General features: G+C 69.6%; 21 protein-coding genes and 1 tRNA gene. 8 read left to right on the top strand and 14 right to left on the bottom strand.

What is annotated here, in order from left to right:
• Window positions 1-3: 3 nt before the first annotated feature.
• The 5 genes from rplK to ACFLIT_RS17545 form a co-directional block, all read right to left on the bottom strand.
• Window positions 4-435 carry a 50S ribosomal protein L11 gene (gene rplK / locus ACFLIT_RS17565; RefSeq protein ID WP_479912560.1) on the bottom strand — a complete coding sequence of 144 codons (432 nt, stop codon included), beginning with the start codon at window positions 433-435 and terminating at the stop codon, window positions 4-6.
• Window positions 436-614: 179 nt separating this feature from the next.
• Window positions 615-1,178, bottom strand: coding sequence for a transcription termination/antitermination protein NusG (gene nusG, locus ACFLIT_RS17560; protein ID WP_479912559.1), 564 nt, complete (start codon window positions 1,176-1,178; stop codon window positions 615-617).
• A 9-nt stretch (window positions 1,179-1,187) separates the two neighbouring features.
• Window positions 1,188-1,511 (bottom strand): preprotein translocase subunit SecE, encoded by a 324-nt coding sequence (secE, locus tag ACFLIT_RS17555; RefSeq protein WP_479912558.1) that lies wholly within the window; start codon window positions 1,509-1,511, stop codon window positions 1,188-1,190.
• 98 nt (window positions 1,512-1,609) lie between these two features.
• Window positions 1,610-1,685: transfer RNA gene (locus ACFLIT_RS17550), tRNA-Trp, on the bottom strand.
• 169 nt (window positions 1,686-1,854) lie between these two features.
• Window positions 1,855-3,105, bottom strand: coding sequence for an MFS transporter (locus tag ACFLIT_RS17545; protein ID WP_479912557.1), 1,251 nt, complete (start codon window positions 3,103-3,105; stop codon window positions 1,855-1,857).
• A gap of 180 nt (window positions 3,106-3,285) precedes the next feature.
• On the opposite strand from ACFLIT_RS17545, the gene ACFLIT_RS17540 reads away from it, so the two are divergent.
• On the top strand, window positions 3,286-3,468 hold the full coding sequence (locus ACFLIT_RS17540; RefSeq protein WP_479912556.1) for a hypothetical protein: 183 nt from the start codon (window positions 3,286-3,288) through the stop codon (window positions 3,466-3,468).
• 7 nt (window positions 3,469-3,475) lie between these two features.
• On the opposite strand, the gene ACFLIT_RS17535 is transcribed toward ACFLIT_RS17540, so the two are convergent.
• Window positions 3,476-3,865 (bottom strand): hypothetical protein, encoded by a 390-nt coding sequence (locus ACFLIT_RS17535; protein ID WP_479912555.1) that lies wholly within the window; start codon window positions 3,863-3,865, stop codon window positions 3,476-3,478.
• Window positions 3,866-4,132: 267 nt separating this feature from the next.
• Here ACFLIT_RS17535 and ACFLIT_RS17530 point away from each other — a divergent pair, with 267 nt between their 5' ends.
• The 5 genes from ACFLIT_RS17530 to ACFLIT_RS17510 all read left to right on the top strand — a co-directional run bounded on the left by ACFLIT_RS17530 (window position 4,133) and on the right by ACFLIT_RS17510 (window position 12,625).
• Window positions 4,133-4,969 (top strand): ferredoxin--NADP reductase, encoded by an 837-nt coding sequence (locus ACFLIT_RS17530; protein ID WP_479912554.1) that lies wholly within the window; start codon window positions 4,133-4,135, stop codon window positions 4,967-4,969.
• A gap of 139 nt (window positions 4,970-5,108) precedes the next feature.
• The gene (locus ACFLIT_RS17525; protein ID WP_479912553.1) at window positions 5,109-7,067 is read left to right on the top strand and encodes a polysaccharide biosynthesis protein; all 1,959 of its coding nucleotides are present in this window, start codon (window positions 5,109-5,111) and stop codon (window positions 7,065-7,067) included.
• 116 nt (window positions 7,068-7,183) lie between these two features.
• Window positions 7,184-7,966, top strand: coding sequence for an ImuA family protein (locus ACFLIT_RS17520; protein ID WP_479912552.1), 783 nt, complete (start codon window positions 7,184-7,186; stop codon window positions 7,964-7,966).
• Window positions 7,875-9,413: a Y-family DNA polymerase gene (locus ACFLIT_RS17515; protein WP_479912551.1), complete on the top strand. Its 1,539-nt coding sequence runs from the start codon at window positions 7,875-7,877 to the stop codon at window positions 9,411-9,413. The genes ACFLIT_RS17520 and ACFLIT_RS17515 overlap by 92 nt, the downstream gene beginning before the upstream one ends.
• Window positions 9,410-12,625, top strand: coding sequence for an error-prone DNA polymerase (locus ACFLIT_RS17510; protein WP_479912550.1), 3,216 nt, complete (start codon window positions 9,410-9,412; stop codon window positions 12,623-12,625). The genes ACFLIT_RS17515 and ACFLIT_RS17510 overlap by 4 nt, the downstream gene beginning before the upstream one ends.
• A gap of 61 nt (window positions 12,626-12,686) precedes the next feature.
• Here ACFLIT_RS17510 and serA read toward each other — a convergent pair whose 3' ends face one another.
• The 4 genes from serA to ACFLIT_RS17490 form a co-directional block, all read right to left on the bottom strand.
• On the bottom strand, window positions 12,687-14,264 hold the full coding sequence (gene serA / locus ACFLIT_RS17505; protein ID WP_479912549.1) for a phosphoglycerate dehydrogenase: 1,578 nt from the start codon (window positions 14,262-14,264) through the stop codon (window positions 12,687-12,689).
• 144 nt (window positions 14,265-14,408) lie between these two features.
• Complete coding sequence (locus tag ACFLIT_RS17500; protein ID WP_479912548.1) at window positions 14,409-15,599, bottom strand: phosphoserine transaminase; 1,191 nt, start codon at window positions 15,597-15,599, stop codon at window positions 14,409-14,411.
• A gap of 108 nt (window positions 15,600-15,707) precedes the next feature.
• Window positions 15,708-15,941: a hypothetical protein gene (locus ACFLIT_RS17495; RefSeq protein WP_479912547.1), complete on the bottom strand. Its 234-nt coding sequence runs from the start codon at window positions 15,939-15,941 to the stop codon at window positions 15,708-15,710.
• A gap of 283 nt (window positions 15,942-16,224) precedes the next feature.
• Window positions 16,225-16,563: a hypothetical protein gene (locus tag ACFLIT_RS17490; protein ID WP_479912546.1), complete on the bottom strand. Its 339-nt coding sequence runs from the start codon at window positions 16,561-16,563 to the stop codon at window positions 16,225-16,227.
• Between the two features lie 125 nt (window positions 16,564-16,688).
• Between ACFLIT_RS17490 and ACFLIT_RS17485 the strand changes: the two genes are divergently transcribed.
• Window positions 16,689-18,608: an ATP-binding protein gene (locus ACFLIT_RS17485; protein WP_479912545.1), complete on the top strand. Its 1,920-nt coding sequence runs from the start codon at window positions 16,689-16,691 to the stop codon at window positions 18,606-18,608.
• A 133-nt stretch (window positions 18,609-18,741) separates the two neighbouring features.
• Entirely contained in the window at window positions 18,742-19,077 is a 336-nt protein-coding gene (locus ACFLIT_RS17480; protein WP_479912544.1) for a hypothetical protein, read from the top strand.
• A gap of 104 nt (window positions 19,078-19,181) precedes the next feature.
• On the opposite strand, the gene ACFLIT_RS17475 is transcribed toward ACFLIT_RS17480, so the two are convergent.
• The 4 genes from ACFLIT_RS17475 to ftsH all read right to left on the bottom strand — a co-directional run bounded on the left by ACFLIT_RS17475 (window position 19,182) and on the right by ftsH (window position 23,420).
• Complete coding sequence (locus ACFLIT_RS17475) at window positions 19,182-19,754, bottom strand: nucleotidyltransferase family protein (protein WP_479912543.1); 573 nt, start codon at window positions 19,752-19,754, stop codon at window positions 19,182-19,184.
• Window positions 19,751-20,563: a bifunctional hydroxymethylpyrimidine kinase/phosphomethylpyrimidine kinase gene (thiD, locus tag ACFLIT_RS17470; RefSeq protein ID WP_479912542.1), complete on the bottom strand. Its 813-nt coding sequence runs from the start codon at window positions 20,561-20,563 to the stop codon at window positions 19,751-19,753. Before thiD ends, ACFLIT_RS17475 begins: the two co-directional genes overlap by 4 nt.
• A 9-nt stretch (window positions 20,564-20,572) precedes the next feature.
• Window positions 20,573-21,376: a dihydropteroate synthase gene (gene folP / locus ACFLIT_RS17465; protein ID WP_479912541.1), complete on the bottom strand. Its 804-nt coding sequence runs from the start codon at window positions 21,374-21,376 to the stop codon at window positions 20,573-20,575.
• Between the two features lie 154 nt (window positions 21,377-21,530).
• Window positions 21,531-23,420, bottom strand: a complete 1,890-nt coding sequence (gene ftsH / locus ACFLIT_RS17460) for an ATP-dependent zinc metalloprotease FtsH (protein ID WP_479912540.1) — start codon at window positions 23,418-23,420, stop codon at window positions 21,531-21,533.
• Window positions 23,421-23,439 lie beyond the last annotated feature (19 nt).

Genomic DNA, 23,439 nt, shown 5'->3' with positions numbered 1-23,439 from the left:
CGGTTAGGCCTCCACAATCTTCAGGCCCATCGAACGGGCGGAGCCCTCGATGATCTTCGCGGCGTGGTCGAGGTCGTTGGCGTTCAGGTCCTTCATCTTCTTCTCGGCGATCTCGCGCAGCTGCGTGCGGGTGATCTGGCCGACGGTCTCGCGACCGGTCAGCTTGGCGCCCGACTTCAGGCCGGTCGCTTGCTTGATGAAGAAGGTCGCCGGGGGCGTCTTGGTGACGAAGGTGAACGACTTGTCCTGGTAGACGGTGATCACGGTGGGGAGGGGGGTGCCCTTCTCCACGTTCTCGGTGCGGGCGTTGAACTCCTTGCAGAAGCCCATGATGTTCACGCCGCGCTGACCCAGCGCCGGACCGATCGGCGGGGACGGCGTGGCCGAACCGGCCTTCACCTGCAGTTTGATATAGCCCAAGATCTTCTTGGCCATGTCTGTCTCCTCTGAGCGCCGGCCACCTAAGGCCGGCTATGAGCCGTGGTTCGGGCAGCCCCTCCCACGGATTTGACCCTCCCTGGACCGGAGTCCGCGAAGGGAGCGGGGCGTATAACGGACGAAGGGCCCGACCGCAAGGTCGAGCCCTTCGCTAAGTCCTGAACCCGATTGCGAAATCAGGCGATCTTTTCGACCTGGCTGAAGTCGAGGTCCACCGGGGTGGCGCGGCCGAAGATCGACACCGCGACCTTGAGGCGCTGACGCTCGTCGTCGACTTCCTCCACCGAGCCGTTGAAGCCGGCGAAGTTGCTGTCGGTGATCTTCACCTGCTCGCCGATCTCGAAGGTGATGGCGGGCTTCGGACGCTCGACGCCCTCTTCGATGGCGCCGATGATGCGGGCGACTTCCTTTTCCGACACCGGCATGGGCTTGGAGCCCGCGCCGAGGAAGCCGGTCACCTTCGGGGTGTTCTTGATCAGGTGGTAGGCCTCGTCCGAGAGGTGCATCTTCACCAGGACGTAGCCCGGGAAGAACTTGCGCTCGGCGTTGACCTTGCGGCCGCGGCGCACCTCGATGACGTCCTCGGTCGGCACCAGGATCTCGGAGAAGCTGTCTTCCAGGCCCTGGGCCTTGGCTTGCTCACGGATCGAGTCCCGCACCTTCTTCTCGAAGTTCGAGTAGGCGTGGACGATGTACCACTTGTGGTTCGGGTTGGAGGCTTGGGGAGCGGTATCGGTCATTGGGTCGGCTTAGCCCCCGGTCGCGAGCTTGAGGATCTGGTTGATGCTGAAACCCAGTCCCAGGTCGACCAGTTTCAGGAAAATGGCGGTGATCGCCACCATGATGAGCACCATCACCGAGGTGATCCAGGTTTCCTTGCGGGTGGTCCAGGTGATCTTCTTGGCCTCGACGCGCACTTCCTTGAAGAACTGCGCGGGGCTGGTCTTGCGGCGCGGCGCGGCCTCGGAGGGCGCGGGAGCGCCGCCGGCGACGGCCGGCGTCTGCATGGCCGCGGCCGATTTCGCGGCGCGGCTCTTGATGGCGGACGGGCTGGACCCGGGTTTTCTGGCCATAGGCGACTAGTCTTCTCTTGCGCCGGGGGCGGATGACCGCCTTTGGCCGTTTCGGGGCGGCTCGCCGCCCATCGGCGCGCCGTACCGGACATATAGGGTGGCAGGAGTGGAGGGACTCGAACCCACGGCCCTCGGTTTTGGAGACCGATGCTCTACCAGCTGAGCTACACTCCTGTACAACCCGAGCCCTTGAGTTTCGCCGGATGCTCCGTTTCGAGAAAGCGGACGCCCAGAAGTGGGCGGGGCCAGCAGTCCGAGCCCGCCGTGGCGGGGAAGCATCCAACAATCCTCATGGGGGTTGAGCGAGGGCTTATGCCGGAACGCCGGACGTTATTCAAGGCGCTCAGCGCACCTTGCTGATCGGCAACACCGCGAGGGCTCCGGCGGCCGCGAAGGCGCCCGCCGCCGCGAACAGCACGCCGTAGTCGTCGCGGCCGAGAAACAGGATCGCCGGGGCGATGGCGGGGGCGATGGTCTGGGGCAGGGCGCTGGCCATGTTGAACACCCCGAGGTTCTTGGCCGCATCGGTTTCGCGGTCGGGCAGAACGTCGGTGACGAGCGCCAGGTCGACGCCAAGGTAGAGGCCCTGGCCGAGGCCGGCGAGGGCGAAGGCGAACAGATAGCTTTCCACCGTCCCGCTGGCCGCGACGCCCCACAGCGACACGGCGTAGGCGGCGGCGGCCACGGCCACGAAGGCTTTGCGCCGCCGCAGCAGGTCCGACAGCTTGCCGCCGACCAGGCTGGCGACGCAGACCAGGCCCGACGACAGCAGCGCCGAGAGGAAGATGATGCGCGGCACGTCCGCCTCGGGGGCCCTGATGTGGTGGATGAGGAAGAAGGCCTGGTAGTTCAGCAGGAAGGCCAGGCCGAGCATGAATAGGAAGCGGCTGGCCCAGGCCCAGGCGAAGTCCGGCGCCCGGCGCGGATCGATCCAGAAGGCGGCGAGCCACCGCAGCAACGGCTCGCGCGGCCGCGCCGCGGGCGGCGCGCCGTGGTCGGGAACGAGGCAGGCGAAAGCGGCGATCAACGCCAGCGCCGCCAGGGCCGGCGCCATGAGCATCGCCGGAAGGTTGGGACTCAGCGCCTGGGCCAGGAAAGTTCCCAGCACCTGGCCGACGGGCAGGCTCACGCCGAGCACGCCGGAGATCCAGCCGCGCTGACGCTCGGGAACCTGGTCTGGCAGGACGGCGACGAGCCCGGCGAGCGCGGCGTTGATCGACAGCTGGGTCAGGCACCAGCCGGCCAGCAGGATCGCGACGGAGGGCGCCGTGGCCACGACGGCGATTCCGATCACGCCGCCGGCGGCGCCGCCGATCATCCAGGGCCGGCGGCGGCCCCAGGGCGAGATGGTGCGGTCGCTGAGCCGCCCGGCGAGGACGCTGGCGGCCATGGCGACCACGGCGCCGACGCCGAGCACCAGCGACAGGGCGGCCCCCTCGTTGGCTGGCGAAATCCGGTGGATGCGCAGCGGCAGGGTGACGATCAGCGGGGTCAGGATCGCCATCCACGCCCCGATCATCGCCAGGGCGTAGAGGCCTATGAACAGCCAGCTTGGTCTTCGGGGATCGCGCGCGCTTTCGCCTGGTTCGATCACGTCCGCCCTCGCGCCGGGCGTCCCGTCATCGGCGCCTCGGCGCGCCCTTCCTGCCACGACCCCGGCGATCCGTCAGCGCGATCTTCATCCCCAGCCGATCCGGCGGGCCCCTCAGGGGAGAACTGGGGAGCCCGCCGCGGCGCGGCGCGTTGCAGCGGGGAAGCCTTCGAGGAGCCCGACATGACCCAAGCTTCCCCCGACGCCGGCGCCAAGGCCCGGCCCAGCAACCGCTCGGTGGAACACGAGAACCAGCGCCCGACGCGGGAGGGCGAGCCTCCCCGTCCGGCCACCGAACCCGTCGGAGCCGCCAAGTCGTCGCAGACCGGAAAGACCCGGGCCGATCCCGGCTCGGGTCGGAACTAGGCCGTCATCAGCCGGCGGGCGGAGTTTCCGCCGGCGCCTGCGCCACCGGGGCGGTGCAGCTGATGCCGAGATAGTCGAACTTCACGTCGGTCAGCACCGTGCCGCAAGGCGTGGTCTGGCCGTTGTCGCGGCCGGAAAGGGACACGCCCTTGCCGCGGGCCGTGTCGATGCCGGCGTTGGTCACGTCATAAATGGCGCCGCCGGGGCCTTTCATCGTCTTGCAGGCGTTGTCGGCCGAAACCTTCACGCAGCCCATGACGGCGGCCGCCGTTCCCGACACCAGCGTCGCCTTGGCCTCCGCCTCCGCCCGCGCCGAACTGGCGCCCTGGCCGCACGCCCCGCACATCAATCCAAGCACACCGACCGCCGTCGCGGTCGCAAGCCACCGTCCGTTCATAGGTGTCTCTCCCTGGTCTTGTTGGTCCTTTCGGACAGTGAGAGCTTGCGCCGCTTCGATGGGCGTTTCCTTGCGATTTTCGGCCCGCAAGCGCGGCCCCGCCCCTTTCTTTGAAATTTTTGGCAAAAATCTTCTAATCAACGTCAAGATTGCTAATGCGCTCGCGCAGTTGACATCGGGGGCGCCTTCCTCACTTAAGAAGCCGTCGCCGACCTGGGCCGTGGCGGCGCACCTATCGAATTGCTTGAGAGCACGACGGATTTTCCGATGACGGCCACCGACGCCCCCACCGCTCCCGCCGCCGCCGCGCCTTCCGGCGCGCACCATGTCGAAACCGTGCTTTGGGTGAAGCACTGGACCGACCGGCTGTTTTCCTTCGCCATCACCCGGCCCTCGACCTTCCGCTTCCGGTCGGGCGAATTCGTGATGATCGGCCTGCCGCCCCGCGAGGAGCTGGGCGAGAAGAAGCCGATCCTGCGCGCCTATTCGGTGGCCTCGCCGCATTTCGCCGAAGAACTGGAATTCTTCTCGATCAAGGTGCCTGACGGCCCGTTGACCTCGCGCCTGCAGCAGATTCAGGCCGGCGACCAGATTCTGCTCGGCAAGAAGCCGACCGGCACCCTGGTGCTCGACGCCCTTAAGCCGGGCAAGCGCCTGTTCCTGTTCGGCACCGGTACCGGCCTGGCCCCCTTCCTGTCGGTGGCGCGCGACCCCGACGCCTACAGCCGCTTCGACCAGGTGATCGTCGCCCACGGCGTGCGTGAAGTGCAGGAACTAGCCTACCGCGATCTGTTCGGCGGCGAAATCCACGAGGATCCGCTGGTCGGCGACGAAGCCAAGGCGCAGCTGGTCTATTATCCGACCGTGACCCGCGAGCCGTTCGAGCGCCAGGGCCGGATCACCGACCTGATCTCGGGCGGCAAGCTGTTCGCCGACCTCGGTATCCCGGGCGGCAAGTTCGACCCCGAGCATGACCGCGCCATGCTTTGCGGCTCGATGGCGATGATCAAGGACACCGCGGCCCTGCTGGAGGCGCATGGCCTCGTCGAAGGCTCCAACGCCGAACCGGGCGACTTCGTCATCGAGCGCGCTTTCGTCGGCTGACGCCGACTTCGAACGCAGCATTGCCGGCTGACGCCGACGGGGAGCGCACCTTCGCCGGCTGACCGGCGCATCCGGCCCGCGATGATGGCGAGGGCGTCGGCGGCGTGCTAAGCCGCCAGGCGGGGCTAGAAGGAACCGTATGCGCATCCAGTTGCTCGGCCGGGCGGGGAAGTTCGCGGTCCACCTGACGCTGGCCTTCCTGGCCTGGCTGCTGGCGGAGACCATGGCGACCGGTCGCGCCGCCGGTCTCGCGAGCGTCGCCGCCGGCGGCCTGTTCGCCCTCAGCGCGGGCCTGGTCGAGATCGTCTTCCGTGTCGAGCGGGCGCCGTGGCGGTTCGTCGCCGTGCCGGACGTCCTGCGTCTGGCCCGGTCCGCCGTGGCGACCGGTCTGCTGTTCGCGGCCCTTTCGGCGGTCGTCGCGCCGCGCCTGGGCCTGGCTGCGCCGGAGAGCGTCCGCACGCTCGTGCTCGCCGTCATCTTCGCCTTCCTGGCTTTGGCCGGCCTGCGGATCCTGCGGCGCGCCCTGCTCGAAGGCGGCGTGGGCGCCGTTCTGATGCGTCTGCGTCCCGCGCCCCGGGCGGCGGCGGCGCGCACGCCGCTGCTGATCGTCGGCCCGGCCGCAGACGCCGAGGCCTTCCTTCGCGCGCCCGAAGCCGCGCTCGGCGATCGATATTCGGTGATCGGGGTGGTGACGCCCCACGCCCGCCATGTCGGCGACGAACTTCGCGGCGTCTGCGTGCTCGGCGCGACCGACGACTTCGACGAGGTGATGGCCACCCTGAGCGCCGGCAGCGCTCACCCGCGGGCCATCCTGTTCCTCAGCCCGCCGGATATCCTCGGCTCCGAGCGGCTCGGCCGGCTGAAGAGCGACGGCGTGCGCTTCCTGCGCCAGCCGGGGGTGATCGACCTCAACACCGCGCCGGGGGCCGTCGGCCGTCTGCGCGAGATCAGCCTCGAGGAACTGCTCACCCGTCCGCCCGTGGAGCTGGACCGGGAGGCCGGCCGCGCCCTGGTCACCGGCCGCCGGGTGATGGTCACCGGCGCCGGCGGTTCGATCGGCTCGGAGCTGGTCCGCCAGATCGCCGCCGCCGACTGCGAGCGCCTGATCCTGCTCGACAGCAGCGAGGCGGCCCTGTTTCAGATCGAGCGCGAGGTCGCCGAGTCGCGGCCGCAACTGGCCCTGCGCTCGGTGCTTTGCGATGTGCGCGACCCGGCGCGACTTAACGCCGTCTTCGCCGCCGAACGGCCGGGCGTGGTCTTCCACGCCGCCGCCCTGAAGCATGTGCCCCTGGTCGAACACAATCCGGCCGAGGGCGTGCGCACCAATGTGCTGGGCGCGCTCAATGTGGTGCGCGCCGCGCGGGCGGCGGGGGTCGGGCACCTGACCTTCATCTCCACCGACAAGGCCGTGGCGCCGGCCAGCGTCATGGGCGCCACCAAGCGGGTGGCCGAGGCCATCGTCCGCCAGGCCTCCAGCCCGGCGTCCAAGGGGCCGCGCGAGGTCTCGCCCCTGCGCACCAGCGTGGTGCGGTTCGGCAATGTGCTGGGCTCGGCGGGCTCGGTGGCCACCATCTTCCGTCGGCAGATCGAGCGCGGCGGTCCGATCACCGTCACCGACGAGGGCATGGAGCGGTATTTTATGACCATTCCGGAGGCGGTGTCGCTGGTGCTGCGCGCCGCCGCCATGGCCGCCGCCGACGCCAGCACCGAGCCGGGGGTGATGACCCTGGAGATGGGCGAGCCGGTGCGCGTCATCGATCTGGCCCGCCGCATGGTCGAACTGCAGGGCCTGACGCCCGGCCGCGACATCGCCATCGAGATCACCGGCCTGCGCCCCGGCGAGAAGCTGACCGAGGAACTCGTCGACGTGAACGAGGTCCAGACCCCCTGCGCGCCGGGGGTCAACCAGGCCGCCGTCGTCGGCCCGGCCGAGCGGGTCACCGACCACGACCTCTCGGAGTTGGAAGCCCTGGCCCTCACGGGCAGCGAAACCGCCCTGCGCGACGCCCTGTTCGGCCTGGTCGATCGCCTCCGGGGCGTCGACCCCGTCGTCGCCGCGCCGCCGCCGGCCACCCGCAAGCGCGGGGCGCGGGGGTAGGGGTCAACCCCCGGCGTCACCTTGGGACGTAGCGCGGATGTGATCGCGCGGAATCGACTCGACTCCAGGGCTCATTCGTTAATAGAACAAATTGAGAACTTGGAGATGAGCGGACGATGTCCCGCACCATGCGCCTGGCGGCCATGCGGGCCCAGATCGCCGCCCTGGAGGCGGGGACTCGGACTCCGACTCGCGTGCTCCCCTTCGGCGATCCGGCCATCGACGACTGCTTCCCGCACGGCGGCCTGCCGCTCTCGACCTGGCATGAAGTGGCCGGCGAGGGGCTGGAGATCGAGACCGCGGCGGCGGCGGGCGCCTTCGCCGCCCTGCTGGCCCGCCCGCTCGCTCAGAACAGCGTTTCCGGGGGCGCGGTGGTCTGGGTGCTGCGACGCGACGACCTGCATGCGCCGGGCTTGGCCAGCCTCGGTTTTCCGGTCTCCCGGCTGATCCTGGTCAAGGTGAAGGACGAAGCGGAGGCCCTGTGGGCCCTGGAGGACGCGCTCGGCGCGAGCGGGGTGGCGGCGGCGCTCGGCGAGGTGGAGGCCGTGGACCTGACCGCCGGCCGGCGGCTGCAGCTGGCCTGCGAACGCAGCGGGGCGACCGGGGTGGTCGTGCGCCGTCGGCCGTTCGGCGGCCCGCCTTCCCGACGGCGCGAGGCGGCGGGCTCGGCGGCGGCCAGTCGCTGGCGCGTGGCCCCGGCCCCCGGCGGGGAAGAAGACTTCGGGCTGGGCCCCGCGCGCTGGCGCGTGGCGCTCGACCGCTGCCGGGGCGGACGCCCCGGCCAATGGCTGATGGAGGAGGCCCGCAATGGCCCGCATGCTCTGCGTGTGGTCGCCGCTGTGGCCGATCGTGACCTGGCGGCGCAAGCGCACGCCGGGGCGCGACGCCTCGCAGGCTGAACCGCCCCCCTCTCCCTTCGTGCTGATCGAGACCGTCGCCGGGGTGCGGCGGCTTTCGGCCGTCGACGAGGCTGCGGCCGGGCTCGGCCTGTTCGTCGGCCAGAAGGCGGCGGACGCCCTGGCCCTGGTCCCCGAACTCGCCTTCGACGAGGCCGATCCGGCCGGCGACGCGGCGGCCCTGGAGGCGCTGTGCGACTGGGCGGTGCGCTTTTCCCCCGCCGTGGCCGTCTGCGCGCCCGACGGCCTGTTCCTCGACATCGAAGGCGTCTCCCACCTGTGGGGCGGCGAGGACGCCCTGCTCGACGACCTGGTGAGGCGACTGGAGCGTGACGGCGTGCCCGTGCGCGCCGCCGTCGCCGACACCGCCGGCGCCGCCTGGGCCCTGTCGCACCATGGCCCGGCGTGGACCATCGCCCCGCCCGGCGGCCACGGGCCGCTGCTCGAACGTCTGCCGGTGGCCGCCCTGCGGCTGGAGGCGGCCGACGCCGCCCAGCTGGCGCGCCTCGGCCTGGTCCGCATCGGCCGGCTGACCGACCAGCCGCGCGCGGCGCTGGCCCGCCGCTTCGGCCGCGCCCTGATCCTGCGGCTCGACCAGGCCCTCGGCCTGGCCGGCGAGGCCCTGAGTTTCCGCCGCCCCCCGACGCCGTGGGTGCATCGCCTGGCCTTCGCCGAACCGATCAGCGTGATCGACGACCTCCGCCGCGTCGCCCGCGACGTCGCCGAGGCCTTGTGCGCCCGGCTGGAAGAGAAAGGGCTGGGCGCCCGGCGCTTCACCTTCGGCTACCACCGGCTGGACGGCCAGGCGGCCTATCGCACCGTCGGCCTGTCGCGATCCGGCCGCGAGGCGTCCCGCATCGCCAAGCTGGTCGCGCCCAAGCTGGAGGACATCGATCCCGGCTTCGGCATCGAGGCCGTCACCCTGTTCGCCGAGGGAGTGCAGGCGCTGACCGAGGCGCAGGACGGGCTGGAGAGCGCCGGCCGCCTGCCCGCCGAAGCCAGTCTCGCGGCCCTGGTCGACCGTTTGACCAATCGCCTGGGCGAGGACCGCGTCTGGCGCGCCGAGCCCCACGCCAGCCACGTGCCGGAGCGGGCGGTCAGCCGAAAGCCGGCCTTGGATGGCCAGGCCGTCGGCGACTGGGATCCCGACCGCCCGCGCCCCTTGCGCCTGTTCGCCCGGCCCGAGCCGATCACCGCCCTGGCGGAAATCCCCGACAATCCGCCCAGGCAATTCAACTGGCGCGGCCGGTCGCACCGCGTGGTGCGGGCCGAGGGGCCGGAACGCATCGGCGAGGAATGGTGGCGGCGGCCCATCGAGGCGGTCGGTCCCGACCGGGTGCGCGACTACTATCGGGTCGAGGACGACAGCGGCGCCCGTTACTGGCTGTTCCGCGCGGGACTCTACGGCGCCGGCGAGCCGCGCTGGTTCCTGCACGGTCTGTTCGGATGACCGTGCGCTACGCCGAACTGCAGGCGACCAGCAACTTCTCCTTCCTGCGCGGGGCGAGCCACGCCGAGGAGCTGATGCTGACGGCCGAGGCCCTGGGGCTGGAAGCCCTGGGCGTCTGCGACCGCAACACCCTGGCGGGCGTCGTTCGCCCCTGGACGGCGCGCAAGACGCACCACCTCAAGGTGCGGCCCCTGACTGGTTGCCGGCTGGACTTCATGGACGGTCGCCCGAGCGTGCTGGTCTATCCCTCCGACCGCGAGGCCTATGGTCGTCTCACCCGTCTGCTCACCGTCGGGCAACTTCGCGGCGAGAAAGGCGAATGCCACCTCGGCTGGCGTGACTTTCTCGACCACGCCGAGGGGCAGCTTGTGCTCGTCGTCCCGCCCGACCGCCTGGACGAAGCGTTCGAGGCCGACCTCGCCCGCATGGCCGGCGACATGCGCGGCTCGGTGTGGCTGGCCGCCCATCGCGCCTATGCGGCGCAGGACCTGAAGCGCCTCGCCCGGCTCGACGCCCTGGCGCGCGAACACCGCGCCCCGATGGTCGCCACCGGCGACGTGCTCTATCACGGCCCCGAGCGCCGCCCGTTGCAGGACGTGATGACCTGCATCCGGGAGGGCTGCACCATCGAGACCGCCGGCCTGCGTCTGGAGGCCAACGCCGAGCGGCATATCAAGACCCCCGCAGAGATGGCCCGCCTGTTCGCCCGCTGGCCGCAGGCGGCGGAGCGGAGCCTGGAGGTGGTCGAGCGGATCAAGTTCGACCTGGGGCAACTGAGCTACGAATACCCGGACGAGCCGGTGCCGCCCGGCTCCACGGCGATCCGACATCTGACGAAGCTGTCGTGTGAAGGCGCCCGCAAGCGTTACCCCGACGGGACGCCCGCCAAGGTGATCCAGAACCTGTTCACGGAGCTGCGTTTCATCCGCAAGCTCGGCTACGCCAACTATTTCCTGACGGTGCACGACATCGTCGAATGGGCGAGGGGCCAGGGCATCCTTTGCCAGGGGCGCGGTTCGGCGGCCAATTCCTCGGTCTGTTTCTGCCTGGGCGTCACGGCGGTCGATCCCGCCAAGCACAAGCTGCTGTTCACCCGCTTCCTGTCCGAGAACCGCAACGAGCCGCCGGACATCGACGTCGATTTCGAACACGAGCGGCGTGAGGAAGTGATGCAGTACGTCTACCGGCGCTACACCCGCGACCGGGCCGCCATCGTCGCCACCGTCATTCATTATCGTCCGCGCAGCGCCATCCGCGATGTCGGCAAGGCGCTGGGCCTGACCGAGGACATCACCGCCGCCCTGGCCAAGACCGTGTGGGGCAGCTGGGGCTCAGGTCTGCCGGAGGAGCATATCCGCCAGGCCGGGCTCGATCCGGACAATCGCGAGATCAAGCGGGCCGTGGCCCTGGCCACCGAGCTGATGAAATTCCCCCGCCACCTGTCGCAGCATGTCGGCGGTTATGTGCTGACCAAGCGGCGACTCGACGAGACCGTGCCGATCGGCAACGCGGCCATGAAGGACCGCACCTTCATCGAGTGGGACAAGGACGACATCGACAGCATCGGCCTGATGAAGGTCGACGTGCTGGCGCTCGGCATGCTCACGGCCTTGCAGCGTGGGCTGAAGATGCTGGCCAAGGATCACGGCCGCGAAATCCTCGACATCGCCGACATTCCCGAGGAGGACCCGGCGGTCTACGCCATGCTGTCGAAGGCGGACTCCATCGGCGTGTTCCAGGTCGAGAGCCGGGCGCAGATGTCGATGCTGCCGCGACTCCGACCCCACAAGTTCTACGATCTGGTCATCGAGGTGGCGATCGTGCGGCCTGGGCCGATCCAGGGGAACATGGTCCATCCCTATCTGAAGCGCCGCAACGACCCGAAACTGATCGACTATCCGAAACCGTCTCCGGCGCATGGCCCCCAGGATGAATTGGAAGGCGTTCTCGGCGACACGCTCGGCGTGCCGCTGTTCCAGGAGCAGGCGATGCGCCTGGCCATCGAAGCGGCGAAGTTCTCGCCCGCCGACGCCGACGGCCTGCGACGCTGCATGGCGACCTTCAAGAACGAGGGCGATCTCAACGTCTACCGGGACAAGTTTGTGGGCGGGATGGTCGGCCGGGGCTATCCGCCGGAGTTCGTTGAGCGCTGTTTCGAGCAGATCAAGGGCTTCGGCTCCTATGGTTTCCCCGAGAGCCACGCCGCCAGCTTCGCCAAGCTGGTCTACGCCTCGGCCTGGATGAAATGCTTTTACCCGGATGTCTTCTGCGCCGCCCTGCTGAACAGCCAGCCGATGGGCTTCTACCAACCCGCTCAGCTTGTGCGTGACGCGCGGGAGCACGGGGCGGAGGTCCGCGAACCGGACGTGCTGTTCAGCGACTACGACAGCACCCTGGAGACGGCGTCCGATCCGGGTGCTCGGCTGAAGGCGCTTCGCCTCGGGTTGCGGCAGGTGAAAGGCCTGAAGAAGCCGGACGCGGAGGCGATTGTCGACGCCCGCCAACGCGGCGCCCGCACCGTGCAGGACTTCGCGCGGATGAGCGGCGTCAACCGCCGCGCCCTCGAATTGCTGGCCGAGGCCGACGCCTTTCGCTCCACCGGCCTTTCGCGCCGCGAGGCGTTGTGGGCGGTGAAGGGCCTGGCGCCGGAGCTGAACGCCGAGACCGCCGCGCCGCTAATGGCAGGCCTGCCGCTGTTCGAGGCGGCGGCCGCCCTGCCGGTGATGACCGAGCCGCAGGAGGTGACGGAAGACTACCGCACCTACGGCCTCTCCCTGCGCCGCCACCCCTGCGCCTACTTCCGCCGCGCCCTGGACGAGCGCGGCTGCGCCCCGGCCAAGGCCCTGCCCATGCTGAAGGACGGCGCCCGCGTCGCCGTCGCCGGCCTGGTGCTGATCCGCCAGCGGCCAGGGACCGCCAAGAACGTCACCTTCCTGACCCTGGAGGACGAGACCGGGCCTCTGAACGTGGTCATCTGGCAGCGGGTGTTCGAGGCGCACCGCCGCATGGTGATGACCGCGTCGATGCTGCTGGTGAAGGGCGCGATCCAGAGCGAGAGCGGTGTCATCCACGTGGTCGCCGAAGGCTTCGAGGACCTGACGCCTCACCTCGCCAAGCTGCGCGCGGAGCCCGCCGCCGCCGACCAACCGCCGCCGCCGCAGATGCGCTCGCGCGTCAGCGGCCGCCTGGTCCGCAGCCGGGATTTCCATTGAGCAAACAAAAAAGCCCCTCCCGCGAGGGAGGGGCTTTCGGCCTCGTCGGGAACGAGGCGGATCAGAACTTCAGCGCCCGGACTTCCTTCACGTGCGGCAGGCCGGCGATGTCGGCGAGCAGGGCCTCGTGCGGCGCCTGGTCGACGCCGACCAGGGCGATGGCGTCCTCGCCCGCGTCGACGCGGCCGAGGTTGAAGGTGGCGATGTTGACGCCCGCGGTGCCCAGGGCGGCGCCGAGGGCGCCGATGAAGCCCGGCTTGTCGAGGTTGTTGACGTAGAGCATGGCCGGCGAGAAGGCCGCGTCCAGCTCCATGCCCTTCACTTCGACGATGCGCGGCTGGCCGCCGATCACGGTGCCGGCGAAGGCGCGCTTGCCCTTCTCGGTGGTGATGGTGATGCGCATCAGGCTGTCATAGACCGGGCTGTCGTCCTGGCGGCTTTCCGAGACGACGATGCCGCGTTCCTTGGCCACGGCCGGGGCGGAGACCATGTTGATCTCGGCCAGCATCGGGCGCAGCACGCCCGACAGGGCGGCCGCCGACAGCGGCTTCACGTTCAGGCCGCTGACCGCGCCCTCATAGGCGATGTCGATGGCCTTGATGCCGAAGTCGACCATCTGGCCGGCGAAGGCGCCCAGCTTCTCGGCCAGGGCCACGAAGGGCTTCAGGCGCGGGGCTTCCTCGGCGGTCACCGACGGGCTGTTGAGGGCATTGGTCACCGCGCCGGTCAGCAGGTAGTCGCTGATCTGCTCGGCCACCTGCAGGGCCACGTTCTCCTGGGCTTCGTTGGTGCTGGCGCCCAGGTGCGGGGTGGCGACCACCTTGTCCGAACCGAACAGCGGGTTCTCCTTGGCCGGCTCGGCCGAGAACACGTCGAAGCCGGCGCCGGCCACGTGGCCCTCGTCCAGCAGCTTGCGCAGGGCCGCCTCGTCGACCAAGCCGCCGCGGGCGCAGTTGACGATGATCACGCCCTTCTTGGTCTTGGCCAGGGCCTCGGCCGACAGGATGTTGCGGGTCTTGTCGGTCAGCGGGGTGTGCAGGGTGATGAAGTCGGCGCGGGCCAGCAGCTCGTCGAGCTCGACCTTCTCGACGCCCATTTCCACGGCGCGTTCCGGCGACAGGAAGGGGTCGTAGGCCACGACCTTCATCTTCAGGCCGCGGGCGCGGTCGGCCACGATGCCGCCGATGTTGCCGGCGCCGATCAGGCCGAGGGTCTTGGCGTAGAGCTCCACGCCCATGAAACGGTTCTTCTCCCACTTGCCGGCCTGGGTCGAGGCGTCGGCGGCGGGCACCTGGCGGGCGACGGCGAACATCATGGCGATGGCGTGCTCGGCGGTGGTGATCGAGTTGCCGAACGGGGTGTTCATCACGATGATCCCCTTGGCCGTGGCGGCGGGGATGTCGACGTTGTCCACGCCGATGCCGGCGCGGGCGATGACCTGCAGCTTACCGGCGGCGGCGATCACGTCCTTGTCGAGCTTGGCGCCCGAACGGATGGCGATGCCGTCATAGTCGCCAATCACGGCGATCAGCTCGTCCTTGGTCAGGCCGGTCTTGGTGTCGGTTTCGACGCCGCGATCCTTGAAGATGGCGACGGCGGCGGGGCTCAGTTTGTCGGCGATGAGAACGCGGGGGGCCATGGGGCTTGGTTCCTTCTGAACCCTTCCCCCTCGAAGGGGGAAGGGCAGGGATGGGGGTGATGCTGAGTGGGAGGCCGTGCGTTGGTTGACGCCGTAGTCACCCCCACCCTCGATCCCTCCCCCTTCGAGGGGGAGGGAAGAAGATCAGGCGGCTTGCAGTTCGGCGGAGACCTGGGCGAAGGCCCAGTCCAGCCACGGCGTCAAGGCTTCGACGTCGGAAACCTCGACCGTCGCGCCGCACCAGATGCGCAGGCCCGGAGGGGCGTCGCGATAGCCGCCGACGTCGAGGGCGACGCCTTCCTTCTCGAGCTTGGCCGCCAGCTTCTTGGCGAAGTCGGCCTGGGCGTCGGCCGAGAGGCCAGTCACCTTGGGATCGACCACCTTGAGGCAGACGGAGGTGTTGGAGCGAATCTCGGCGCTTTCGGCCAGGAAATCGACCCAGTCGGTCTTGGCGACCCAGTCGGCCAGGGCGCCGACATTGCGGTCGGCGCGGGCCTTCAGCTCGGCGAGGCCGCCGATCGAGGTCGCCCAGCGCAGGGCGTCCAGGTAGTCCTCGACGCAGAGCATCGACGGGGTGTTGATCGTCGCGCCCTCGAAGATATCGGCCGAGATCTTGCCGCCTTTAGTCATGCGGAACAGCTTCGGCATCGGCCAGGCCGGGGTGTAGCTCTCCAGGCGGGCGACCGCGCGGGGCGACAGGATCAGCACGCCGTGGGCGGCTTCACCGCCGAGGGCCTTCTGCCAGGAGAAGGTGACGACATCGAGCTTGGCCCAGTCGAGGTCCTGGGCGAAGGCGGCGCTGGTGGCGTCGCAGATCGTCAGGCCTTCGCGGTCGGCGGCGATGAAGTCGGCGTTCGGGACGCGGACGCCCGAGGTGGTGCCGTTCCAGGTGAAGATGATGTCGGCGTCGGCGCGAACCTTCGAGGTGTCCGGCAGCTTGCCGTAGGGGGCGTCGAGCACTTCGACGTCGGCCAGCTTCAGCTGCTTGGTCACGTCGGTGACCCAGTCCTTGCCGAACGATTCGAAGGCGAGCAGTTGCACCGGGCGCTGGCCCAGCAGCGACCACATGGCCATCTCCATGGCGCCGGTGTCCGAACCGGGCACGATGCCGATCAGATAGTCGGCCGGAACGCCCAGCACTTCACGCGTGCGATCGATGGCGTCCTTCAGCCGGCCCTTGCCGAGCTTGGAGCGGTGCGAGCGGCCGAGGACGGCGGTGCTCAGATTTTCGGGGGTCCATCCGGGGCGCTTGGCGCACGGGCCGGAAGAGAACTCGGGGCGCGCGGGGCGCATAGCCGGGGTCGGCTTTTGGTCAGTCACTGCGATGTCTCCCATCCTTGCAGATGAGCAGCGCCCCGTTGGGAGGGCGTGGCCCGCCGCGTAGAGACCCGTTTCCCGGTCGAAAGACAAGCGCCTTTTTCGGAGACCGTCGGTCGGTGGGATTCAGGCGTCGCGCGAAGGCTCGGCCGCCTCCGCCGCCTGGCGCGCGCGACGGCCCATCCAGCGCGCCAGCGTGGCGAGCAGGATCACCAGGAAGATTCCGAGGGTGATCAGATTGTTGATGACGGCGTAGCGGCGGTCGGGGGCGAGTTCGCTGGCGGTGTAGATGGCGTGCAGGGCGAACTGGCCGGCCTGCAGGATCATCGCCGCCCCGAGCCAGAGGCTGGCGTAACGCACGGCGAGGAAAAGGAAGCCGCCCGCAAGGGCCGCATCGGCGGCCAGCAGTAGAAGTGGCGCGATGTCAGGTGAAGTGAGGTCGTGGATCAGTAAGGCGACGAGAGCGCCAGCAATGGAGAAGGCCGCGCCAAACCGTTCCGGCCACTCACCTCGCCACACGGCGAGAGCGAATATGGCGACCAGGGCAATCCAAGATATCTGCGAAAGCAGCGACGTTGGCATAACTTGCGCCTCTAACCGAAATTAGAGGCGCAAGCGCGTTAAATCATCGACAGATTGTCGATCAGCCAACTTCCCGCAGGTGCGAGTCCTTGGCGGGGGCGACTTCCGGCGGCTTTTCTTCGATGCCGACCATGGTGGTGCGGACGCCGAGGCGCAGGCGGGCGTCGTTCAGTTCGGCGTGGCAGCCGACCATGGCGGTGCGGGCTTCGCCGAGCGCCGAGATGGCTTCGATGAGCTTGGCGGCGGCGGCGTCGCCGAAGACGGCCGACAGGTTGAGGTCGCGACGGGCCTTGATGAGACCGGCCATCAGCTCGGACGCTTCCACCAGGGTGGCGTCGAGCGAACGCTCGGTGTCGATCAACTTCTTGGCGACTTGCTTAACGACGAAGGCTTTTTCCATGACACCCTCCAGCGGTGTGTGTGACGCCTTCAAACCTTAATCAAAACTTAACCTTAAGCAAACGTAAATTTATGTGTTGGGCCGTTCTGTCGCACCCGGAAGCAAATTCTTAAAAGGACTGCGGCATGGTCGATCCCCATCCGGGGAACGAAAACGGGCGCATGCACGGCAGAGGCAGGCATATTGCGGGGGCGGCTCCGACCTCCCAGGCGTCGCTGCAGACCCGCATCGCCAGCGCGGCCCTGGTCACCGCCCTGGCCGTGCTGCTGGCCGCCTGCGTCAGCTTCGTCGCCGTGCAATGGGCCGAGGCCCGGCAGGACGCCGAGCACGCCCAGGCCACCCTGACGGAGGCGATCGCCGCCGGCCTGGCCCCCTCCGTCGCCGCCGGGTCCAACAGCCCCACCATGAAAATGGCCTTCACCCGGGTGATGGAGACCGCCCACGTCCGAAGCGCGCGGCTTGTCGGTCGCGACGGGACCGTTCTGGCCGAATACCGCGAGCCTGAAGTGAAGGGGCGCGCGGCGCGCCCCGCATCCAAGACCTCGACGGCGCCGATGACGATGAACGGCCGCCAGGTGGGCGAACTGACCCTGGTGGCCGACCCGCCGCGCCTGAACGCCATTCTGATCCGCGGCATGCTGCTGGGCTGCGCGCTGTTCTTCGCCTCGGCCGGCCTGGCGCTGTTTCTCGGCCGCAGCCTCGCCCGCAAGGTGGTCGAGCCGATCCAGCGCCTGACCGACGGCATCGGCGAGGTGGCGCGCTCCGGCCGCTTCAACCCCGTTCCGGTCAGCGCCGACGATCCGATGATCGAGCGCCTCACCGGCGCCTTCAATCATCTGCTGAAGCAACTGGACGCCAACGACCAGGATTTGCGCGCCGCCATGGCCGAGCTGGTCAAGGCGCGCGACGCCGCCGACGCGGCCAGCGTGCTGAAGTCGCAGTTCCTGGCCAATATGAGCCATGAAATCCGCACGCCACTGAACGGCGTGCTGGGCATGGCCGAGGTGGTGGCCATGGGCGATCTTTCGCCTGTGCAGCGTCAGCGCGTCGAGGTCATCCGCCAGTCGGGTCAGGGCCTGCTGGCCATTCTCAACGACGTGCTCGACCTTTCGAAGATCGAGGCCGGCAAGCTGGATATCGTCCAGAGCGATTTCGACCTCGCCGCCCTGGCGGAGGGGGCGCGCCAGACCTTCGCCGGCCCGGCCGCCGAGAAGGGCCTGGCCATGACGGTCGAGGTCGAGCCGGCGGCGCTCGGCGTCTGGCATGGCGACGCCGATCGCCTCCGCCAGATCCTCAACAACCTCTTGTCCAACGCCGTGAAGTTCACCGCCGAGGGCGCGGTGCACGCCCGTTTCTCCGCCGTCGCCGGCGGGCTGAAGCTGGTGGTGCGCGACACCGGGATCGGCATTCCCTCGAGCGCCCTTCCGAGCCTGTTCGACAAGTTCGTGCAGGCCGACGCCACGACCACGCGCCGCTTCGGCGGCACGGGCCTGGGCCTGGCGATCTGCCGTGAACTGGCCTTGCTGATGGGCGGCGTCGTCACCGTCGATAGCCGTGAAGGGGTCGGCTCGGCCTTCACCCTGCAGCTGCCGCTGAAGCACGGGCGCGCGGTCAACGCGGCGGACACCGTCGAGGAGCCCGCCCGTTCGCGTCGCCTGCGCCTGCTGGCGGCGGACGACAATCCGACCAACCAGAAAGTGCTCGCCGCCCTGCTGACGCCCCTCCAGCCGGACCTGCACATGGTCGACGATGGGCGGCAGGCGGTCGAGGCGTGGCGTAGCGGCGATTTCGACGCCATCCTCATGGACATCCACATGCCGGTGATGGACGGCGTGGACGCGACCCGACAGATCCGCGCCGAGGAGGCCGCCGGCGGCCGGCGCCGCACCCCGATCCTGGCGGTGACCGCCGACGCCATGTCGCACCAGGTGGCCTCGTTCCTGGCCGCCGGCATGGACGATCACGTGGCCAAGCCGGTCGAGCTGGCCAAGCTGCACGCGGCGATCCTGCGGGCCGTCGCCGGCCGGGCGACCCTGGCGGCCTGAGGCCGCTCGCCCGCGGCGGAAGATCGCGAATCTGAACCCCAGACAACGGCCGGCTCAGAACCATTTCAGGCTCGAAGGTGTTTCCTACACCCGTCGTCGTCGCAGTGATGGCGTGTGCAAGAGGAACCCGACCATGAAAAAGATCCTGATTCCGATCGTCGCGGTGTCGGCCCTGGCGGCCACGACCGTTCCCGCCCTGGCCCAGCCCTGGGCCTCGATCAACCAGCGCCAGGCCAACCTCGATCGCCGGATCGACATGGGCGCGCGCAACGGCTCGCTGAGCCGTCCGGAAGCCATGCGCCTGCGCGGCGAGTTCAGGCAGCTTGTCCGTCTGGAAAGCAACTATCGTCGCGGCGGCCTGAACGCCTGGGAGCGCAACGACCTCGACCGTCGCTTCGACCGCCTCAGCGCCCAGATCCGCATCGAGCGCCGCGATCGTAACTACGGTTACGGCTACGGCCGCCGCTAAACCTCTCGCGTCTTCGGACGCCACACCTCTGAGCGCCGGCTTCCCGTCCCCCCTGCCGGCGCACACGGCGAACGCCCCGACCCCGCGTCGGGGCGTTTTCGCGTTCAGGCCTCGACGGTGACTTCCGGCCACCGCGCCTTCACCCCGGCGACGACCTTCTCCCAGCCCTTGCCGCGCGGGCGATTGGGGTTGGGGCGCAGGCGCAGGGCGAACAGGTCGTCGAGTCCGAAGGGCGCGGCGTAAAGATTGGTGGAGCCTTCGCGGCGGACAGCGATGGCGAAGGCCGGGGCCAGGAAGCGGTCGAGCGCCTCCGCGCTGCAAGACAGCGGAGCGTAGGGCTCCCCGAAATGCTGCTCGAACCACAGGTGCACCCGCGCCTGGTTGCGGACCTCGACCATCACGTCGAGTGGTGGCGGCAGGGACGCGGCGACGCGTTTGATGACCACGTCCTCCGCCTCGTAGCTGAGGTCCGACCCATCGAAATAGGCGAGATCGTAGTCCTTCAGCCCATGATCGAGCGGCCGGCCGGTCAGGGCGTTCCAGACCGGCTGGTAGATCGCGCCGGAAAACAGCATCCAGTCCGGCAGGCCGAGGGCGGCGGCGCGGTCGAGCACGCCGCTCAGGCCGGGCGTGCGGCCGAGGATGTCGTCGAGCTCGGTCAGGCGGCCGTCGCTCATGCCTTCCCCCGCAGCGGCCAGCCGTGGTCGAGCGGGCCGTGGCCGGCGCCGAAGCCGGGCGCGCGGGCCATGGCTTCCTGCACATAGGCCCAGGCGCGAGCGACCGCCTCGACGAGGCCGAGGCCCTGGGCAAGGCCGGCGGCGCAGGCCGAGGCCAGCGTGCAGCCGGTGCCATGGGTATGGCGGGTGTCCATGCGGTCGGCTTCGAATTGGGTCTCGCCATCGGCGGTCAGCAGCAGGTCGACGACGCGCCGCCCTTCCAGATGCCCGCCCTTCATCAGCACGGCCCTCGCGCCGAGCGCCAGCAGGGCCTCGCCGGCGCGGCGCAGGTCGTCCACGGTCTCGACGTCGAAGCCGGTGAGGGCCGCCGCCTCGGGGGCGTTGGGGGTCAGGAGGGCGGCGTTGGGGATCATCAGGCGCTTCACCGCCGAGATGGCCTCGGCGGCCAACAGGGGCGCGCCGCCCTTGGCGATCATCACCGGATCGACCACGGCGGGGATGGCCGGCGCGCCCGCCAGCACCTCGGCCACCGCCGTGACCATGGCCGCGTCGCCGAGCATGCCGGTCTTGAAGGCGTCGGCGCCGATGTCGTCGAGCACCGCCCGCGCCTGGGCGACGACGATGGCCGGCGGGATCGGGAAGACGTCGCTGACGCCCAGGGTGTTCTGCACGGTGATGGCGGTGATCGCCGTGGCCGCATAGCCGCCCAGCGCGGTGACGGCCTTGACGTCGGCCTGGATGCCCGCGCCGCCGCCGGAATCGGACCCGGCCAGAATCAGCACCCGGCCCTTTGCTGAGGAATTCGTCATGGCCCTGTCTTAGACGGCCGCCCGCCACACCGCGAGGGCCTGCCGCGTCGCCCGCACGTCATGCACCCGCAGGATCGACGCCCCGCCCTGGGCGGCGATCAGGGCGGCGGCGATGGAACCGCCGAGCCGCTCGTCCGGAGCGGCGCCGGGATCCAGGGCGCCGATGAAGCGCTTGCGGCTGGCGCCGACCAGCAGGCGGTAGCCGTGGCCGGCGAGGCGCGGCGTCGCGGCCAAGAGGGCCAGGTTGTGCGTGGTGGTCTTGCCGAAGCCGAGACCGGGGTCGAGCACGATGCGCTCGCGCGCCACGCCGGCCGCCTCGGCGGCGGCGGCGCGGGCCAGCAGGAAGGCTTCGACCTCGGCGACCACGTCGTCGTAGCGCGGGTCGTCCTGCATGGTGCGCGGCTCGCCGCGCATGTGCATCAGGCAGACGTCGCAGCCGAGCTCGGCGGCTGTCGCCGGGGCGTCGGGAGCGAAGCCGAGGCCGGTTACGTCGTTCCAGAGGCTCGCGCCGGCCGACACCGCGGCGCGGGCCACGGCCGGCTTCATGGTGTCGACGGAGATCACCACCGGGCTCTCGGCGCGGATGGCCGCGATCAGCGGGACGACGCGGTCGATCTCCTCCGCCTCGCCGACCGGCTCGGCGCCGGGCCGGGTCGACTCGCCGCCGATATCGAGAAGGTCGGCGCCTTCCGCGATCAGTCGGCGGGCGTGGGCCAGGGCGGCCTCGGGCGCGAGAAACCGCCCGCCGTCCGAGAAGCTGTCGGGCGTCACATTGACGATGCCCATGACCTTGGGCGCAGCGTTCAAGATCATCGCCTCCCTCGGGCTCGTCCCGAGGGCCTCTCTATCGGCCGCAATGCGCCGCAGGAACAGGCCCAAACGAAACCGCCGCCCGAACCTGCGAGGCTCGGGCGGCGGAAACAGAGGCCCTCGGGACGAGCCCGAGGGAAGCGGGGAAGGGAAGGTGTCAGGCCGTGGCCGGCTGCTCCGGGCGCGGCGAGATCGGCACGGCGACGGCGGGGCCGCTCGGCTTCTTCTCCTCCGGCTCGTCGCGCACCGGCGGCACGCCGGCGATCACATTGACGATCTCCTCGCCCGAGAGGGTTTCGTACTCGAGCAGGTTGCGCGCCAGGATGTGCAGGTGCTCCAGTTTCTCGGTGAGGATGCGGCGGGCGTCCTCCAGGCCGGCGTCGACCAGGCGGCGGACCTCGGCGTCGATCAGGCGGGCGGTCTCTTCCGAGACGTTCTGGGTGCGTGCCACCGAGTGGCCGAGGAACACCTCGTCCTGATTGTCGCCGTAGGCCACGGTGCCCAGGCTGTCGGAATAGCCCCAGCGGGTGACCATGTTGCGGGCCAGGTCCGTCGCGGCCTTGATGTCCGAGCTGGCGCCCGAGGTGATGTTCTCCTTGCCGAAGATCAGCTCCTCGGCCACGCGGCCTCCCATCATGATGGCCAGGCGGCTGGTCATCTGCTGGTACTTCATCGAGTAGCGGTCGCCTTCCGGCAGCTGCATCACCATGCCGAGGGCGCGGCCGCGCGGCACGATGGTCGCCTTGTGGACGGGGTCGGCGGCCGGGACGTTCAGCGCCACGATGGCGTGGCCGCCCTCGTGATAGGCGGTCAGGCGCTTTTCTTCCTCGTTCATGGCGAGGCTGCGGCGCTCGGCGCCCATCATCACCTTGTCCTTGGCCTGCTCGAAGTCGTGCATGGTGACCATGCGGCGGTTCTTGCGGGCGGCCATCAGGGCCGCTTCGTTGACCAGATTGGCCAGGTCGGCGCCCGAGAAACCGGGGGTGCCGCGGGCCAGGGTCTTGACCTCGACGTCGGCCGACAGCGGCACGTTGCGCATGTGCACGCGCAGGATCTTCTCGCGGCCCGAGACGTCCGGGTTCGGGACCACGACCTGGCGGTCGAAGCGGCCGGGGCGCAGCAGCGCCGGGTCCAGCACGTCCGGGCGGTTGGTGGCGGCGATCAGGATGATGCCTTCGTTGGCCTCGAAGCCGTCCATCTCGACCAGCAGCTGGTTGAGGGTCTGCTCGCGCTCGTCGTTGCCGCCGCCGAGGCCGGCGCCGCGATGGCGGCCGACGGCGTCGATTTCGTCGATGAAGATGATGCAGGGGGCGTTCTTCTTGGCCTGCTCGAACATGTCGCGCACCCGGCTGGCGCCGACGCCGACGAACATCTCGACGAAGTCCGAGCCGGAGATGGTGAAGAACGGCACGCCCGCCTCGCCGGCGACGGCGCGGGCGATCAGGGTCTTACCGGTGCCGGGCGGGCCGATCAGCAGGGCGCCCTTCGGGATCTTGCCGCCCAGGCGCTGGAACTTCGACGGGTCCTTCAGGAAGTCGACGATCTCGTTGAGCTCTTCCTTGGCTTCGTCGACGCCGGCCACGTCCTCGAAGGTGACGCGGTTCTTGTTCTCGGTCAGCAGGCGGGCCTTGGACTTGCCGAAGCCCATGGCGCCCTTCGTGCCGCCCTGCATCTGGCGCATGAAGAACACCCAGACGCCGATCAGCAGCAGGATCGGCAGCATGTTCAGGATGATGCCGACCAGCGACAGGCCGCCCGGCTGCTTGAACTGGATGTCGGCGCCGCGCGCCTCCAGGCGCTTGACGAGGTCGTCGGAATTCTCCGGCGCCATGACCTGGAAGGCCTTGCCGTCCGAGCCGCGGGCCTCGACCACCGAGCCATGGATCACGGCCTGTTTGATCTCGCCGTTGTCGATCCGGCGCAGGAGCTGGGAATAGCTCAGCTCGCCGCCCGAGCCGCCCGGCCGGGAGCCCTGGGTGAACATGGTGTAGACACCGATCAGGACGAAAACGACGACGCCCCAGATCGCAAGGTTCTTCAGGTTCATGCCGATTCCGGCCTTCCGC

The sequence above is a fragment of the Caulobacter sp. HJHS_5 genome (assembly GCF_056683955.1).
This window is presented reverse-complemented; position numbering and strand designations above follow the sequence as displayed.

Bases quoted from the DNA above. Each gene is read 5' to 3' on its own strand.
- ftsH (WP_479912540.1), bottom strand. From the start codon at position 23,420: ATGAACCTGAAGAACCTTGCGATCTGGGGCGTCGTCGTTTTCGTCCTG.
- serA (WP_479912549.1), bottom strand. From the start codon at position 14,264: ATGGCCCCCCGCGTTCTCATCGCCGACAAACTGAGCCCCGCCGCCGTC.
- ACFLIT_RS17520 (WP_479912552.1), top strand. From the start codon at position 7,184: ATGTCCCGCACCATGCGCCTGGCGGCCATGCGGGCCCAGATCGCCGCC.
- ACFLIT_RS17480 (WP_479912544.1), top strand. From the start codon at position 18,742: ATGAAAAAGATCCTGATTCCGATCGTCGCGGTGTCGGCCCTGGCGGCC.
- ACFLIT_RS17510 (WP_479912550.1), top strand. From the start codon at position 9,410: ATGACCGTGCGCTACGCCGAACTGCAGGCGACCAGCAACTTCTCCTTC.
- ACFLIT_RS17490 (WP_479912546.1), bottom strand. From the start codon at position 16,563: ATGGAAAAAGCCTTCGTCGTTAAGCAAGTCGCCAAGAAGTTGATCGAC.
- ACFLIT_RS17485 (WP_479912545.1), top strand. From the start codon at position 16,689: ATGGTCGATCCCCATCCGGGGAACGAAAACGGGCGCATGCACGGCAGA.
- ACFLIT_RS17500 (WP_479912548.1), bottom strand. From the start codon at position 15,599: ATGGGAGACATCGCAGTGACTGACCAAAAGCCGACCCCGGCTATGCGC.
- folP (WP_479912541.1), bottom strand. From the start codon at position 21,376: ATGATCTTGAACGCTGCGCCCAAGGTCATGGGCATCGTCAATGTGACG.
- ACFLIT_RS17525 (WP_479912553.1), top strand. From the start codon at position 5,109: ATGCGCATCCAGTTGCTCGGCCGGGCGGGGAAGTTCGCGGTCCACCTG.
- thiD (WP_479912542.1), bottom strand. From the start codon at position 20,563: ATGACGAATTCCTCAGCAAAGGGCCGGGTGCTGATTCTGGCCGGGTCC.
- ACFLIT_RS17530 (WP_479912554.1), top strand. From the start codon at position 4,133: ATGACGGCCACCGACGCCCCCACCGCTCCCGCCGCCGCCGCGCCTTCC.
- ACFLIT_RS17540 (WP_479912556.1), top strand. From the start codon at position 3,286: ATGACCCAAGCTTCCCCCGACGCCGGCGCCAAGGCCCGGCCCAGCAAC.
- ACFLIT_RS17515 (WP_479912551.1), top strand. From the start codon at position 7,875: ATGGCCCGCATGCTCTGCGTGTGGTCGCCGCTGTGGCCGATCGTGACC.
- ACFLIT_RS17475 (WP_479912543.1), bottom strand. From the start codon at position 19,754: ATGAGCGACGGCCGCCTGACCGAGCTCGACGACATCCTCGGCCGCACG.
- ACFLIT_RS17535 (WP_479912555.1), bottom strand. From the start codon at position 3,865: ATGAACGGACGGTGGCTTGCGACCGCGACGGCGGTCGGTGTGCTTGGA.
- nusG (WP_479912559.1), bottom strand. From the start codon at position 1,178: ATGACCGATACCGCTCCCCAAGCCTCCAACCCGAACCACAAGTGGTAC.
- rplK (WP_479912560.1), bottom strand. From the start codon at position 435: ATGGCCAAGAAGATCTTGGGCTATATCAAACTGCAGGTGAAGGCCGGT.
- secE (WP_479912558.1), bottom strand. From the start codon at position 1,511: ATGGCCAGAAAACCCGGGTCCAGCCCGTCCGCCATCAAGAGCCGCGCC.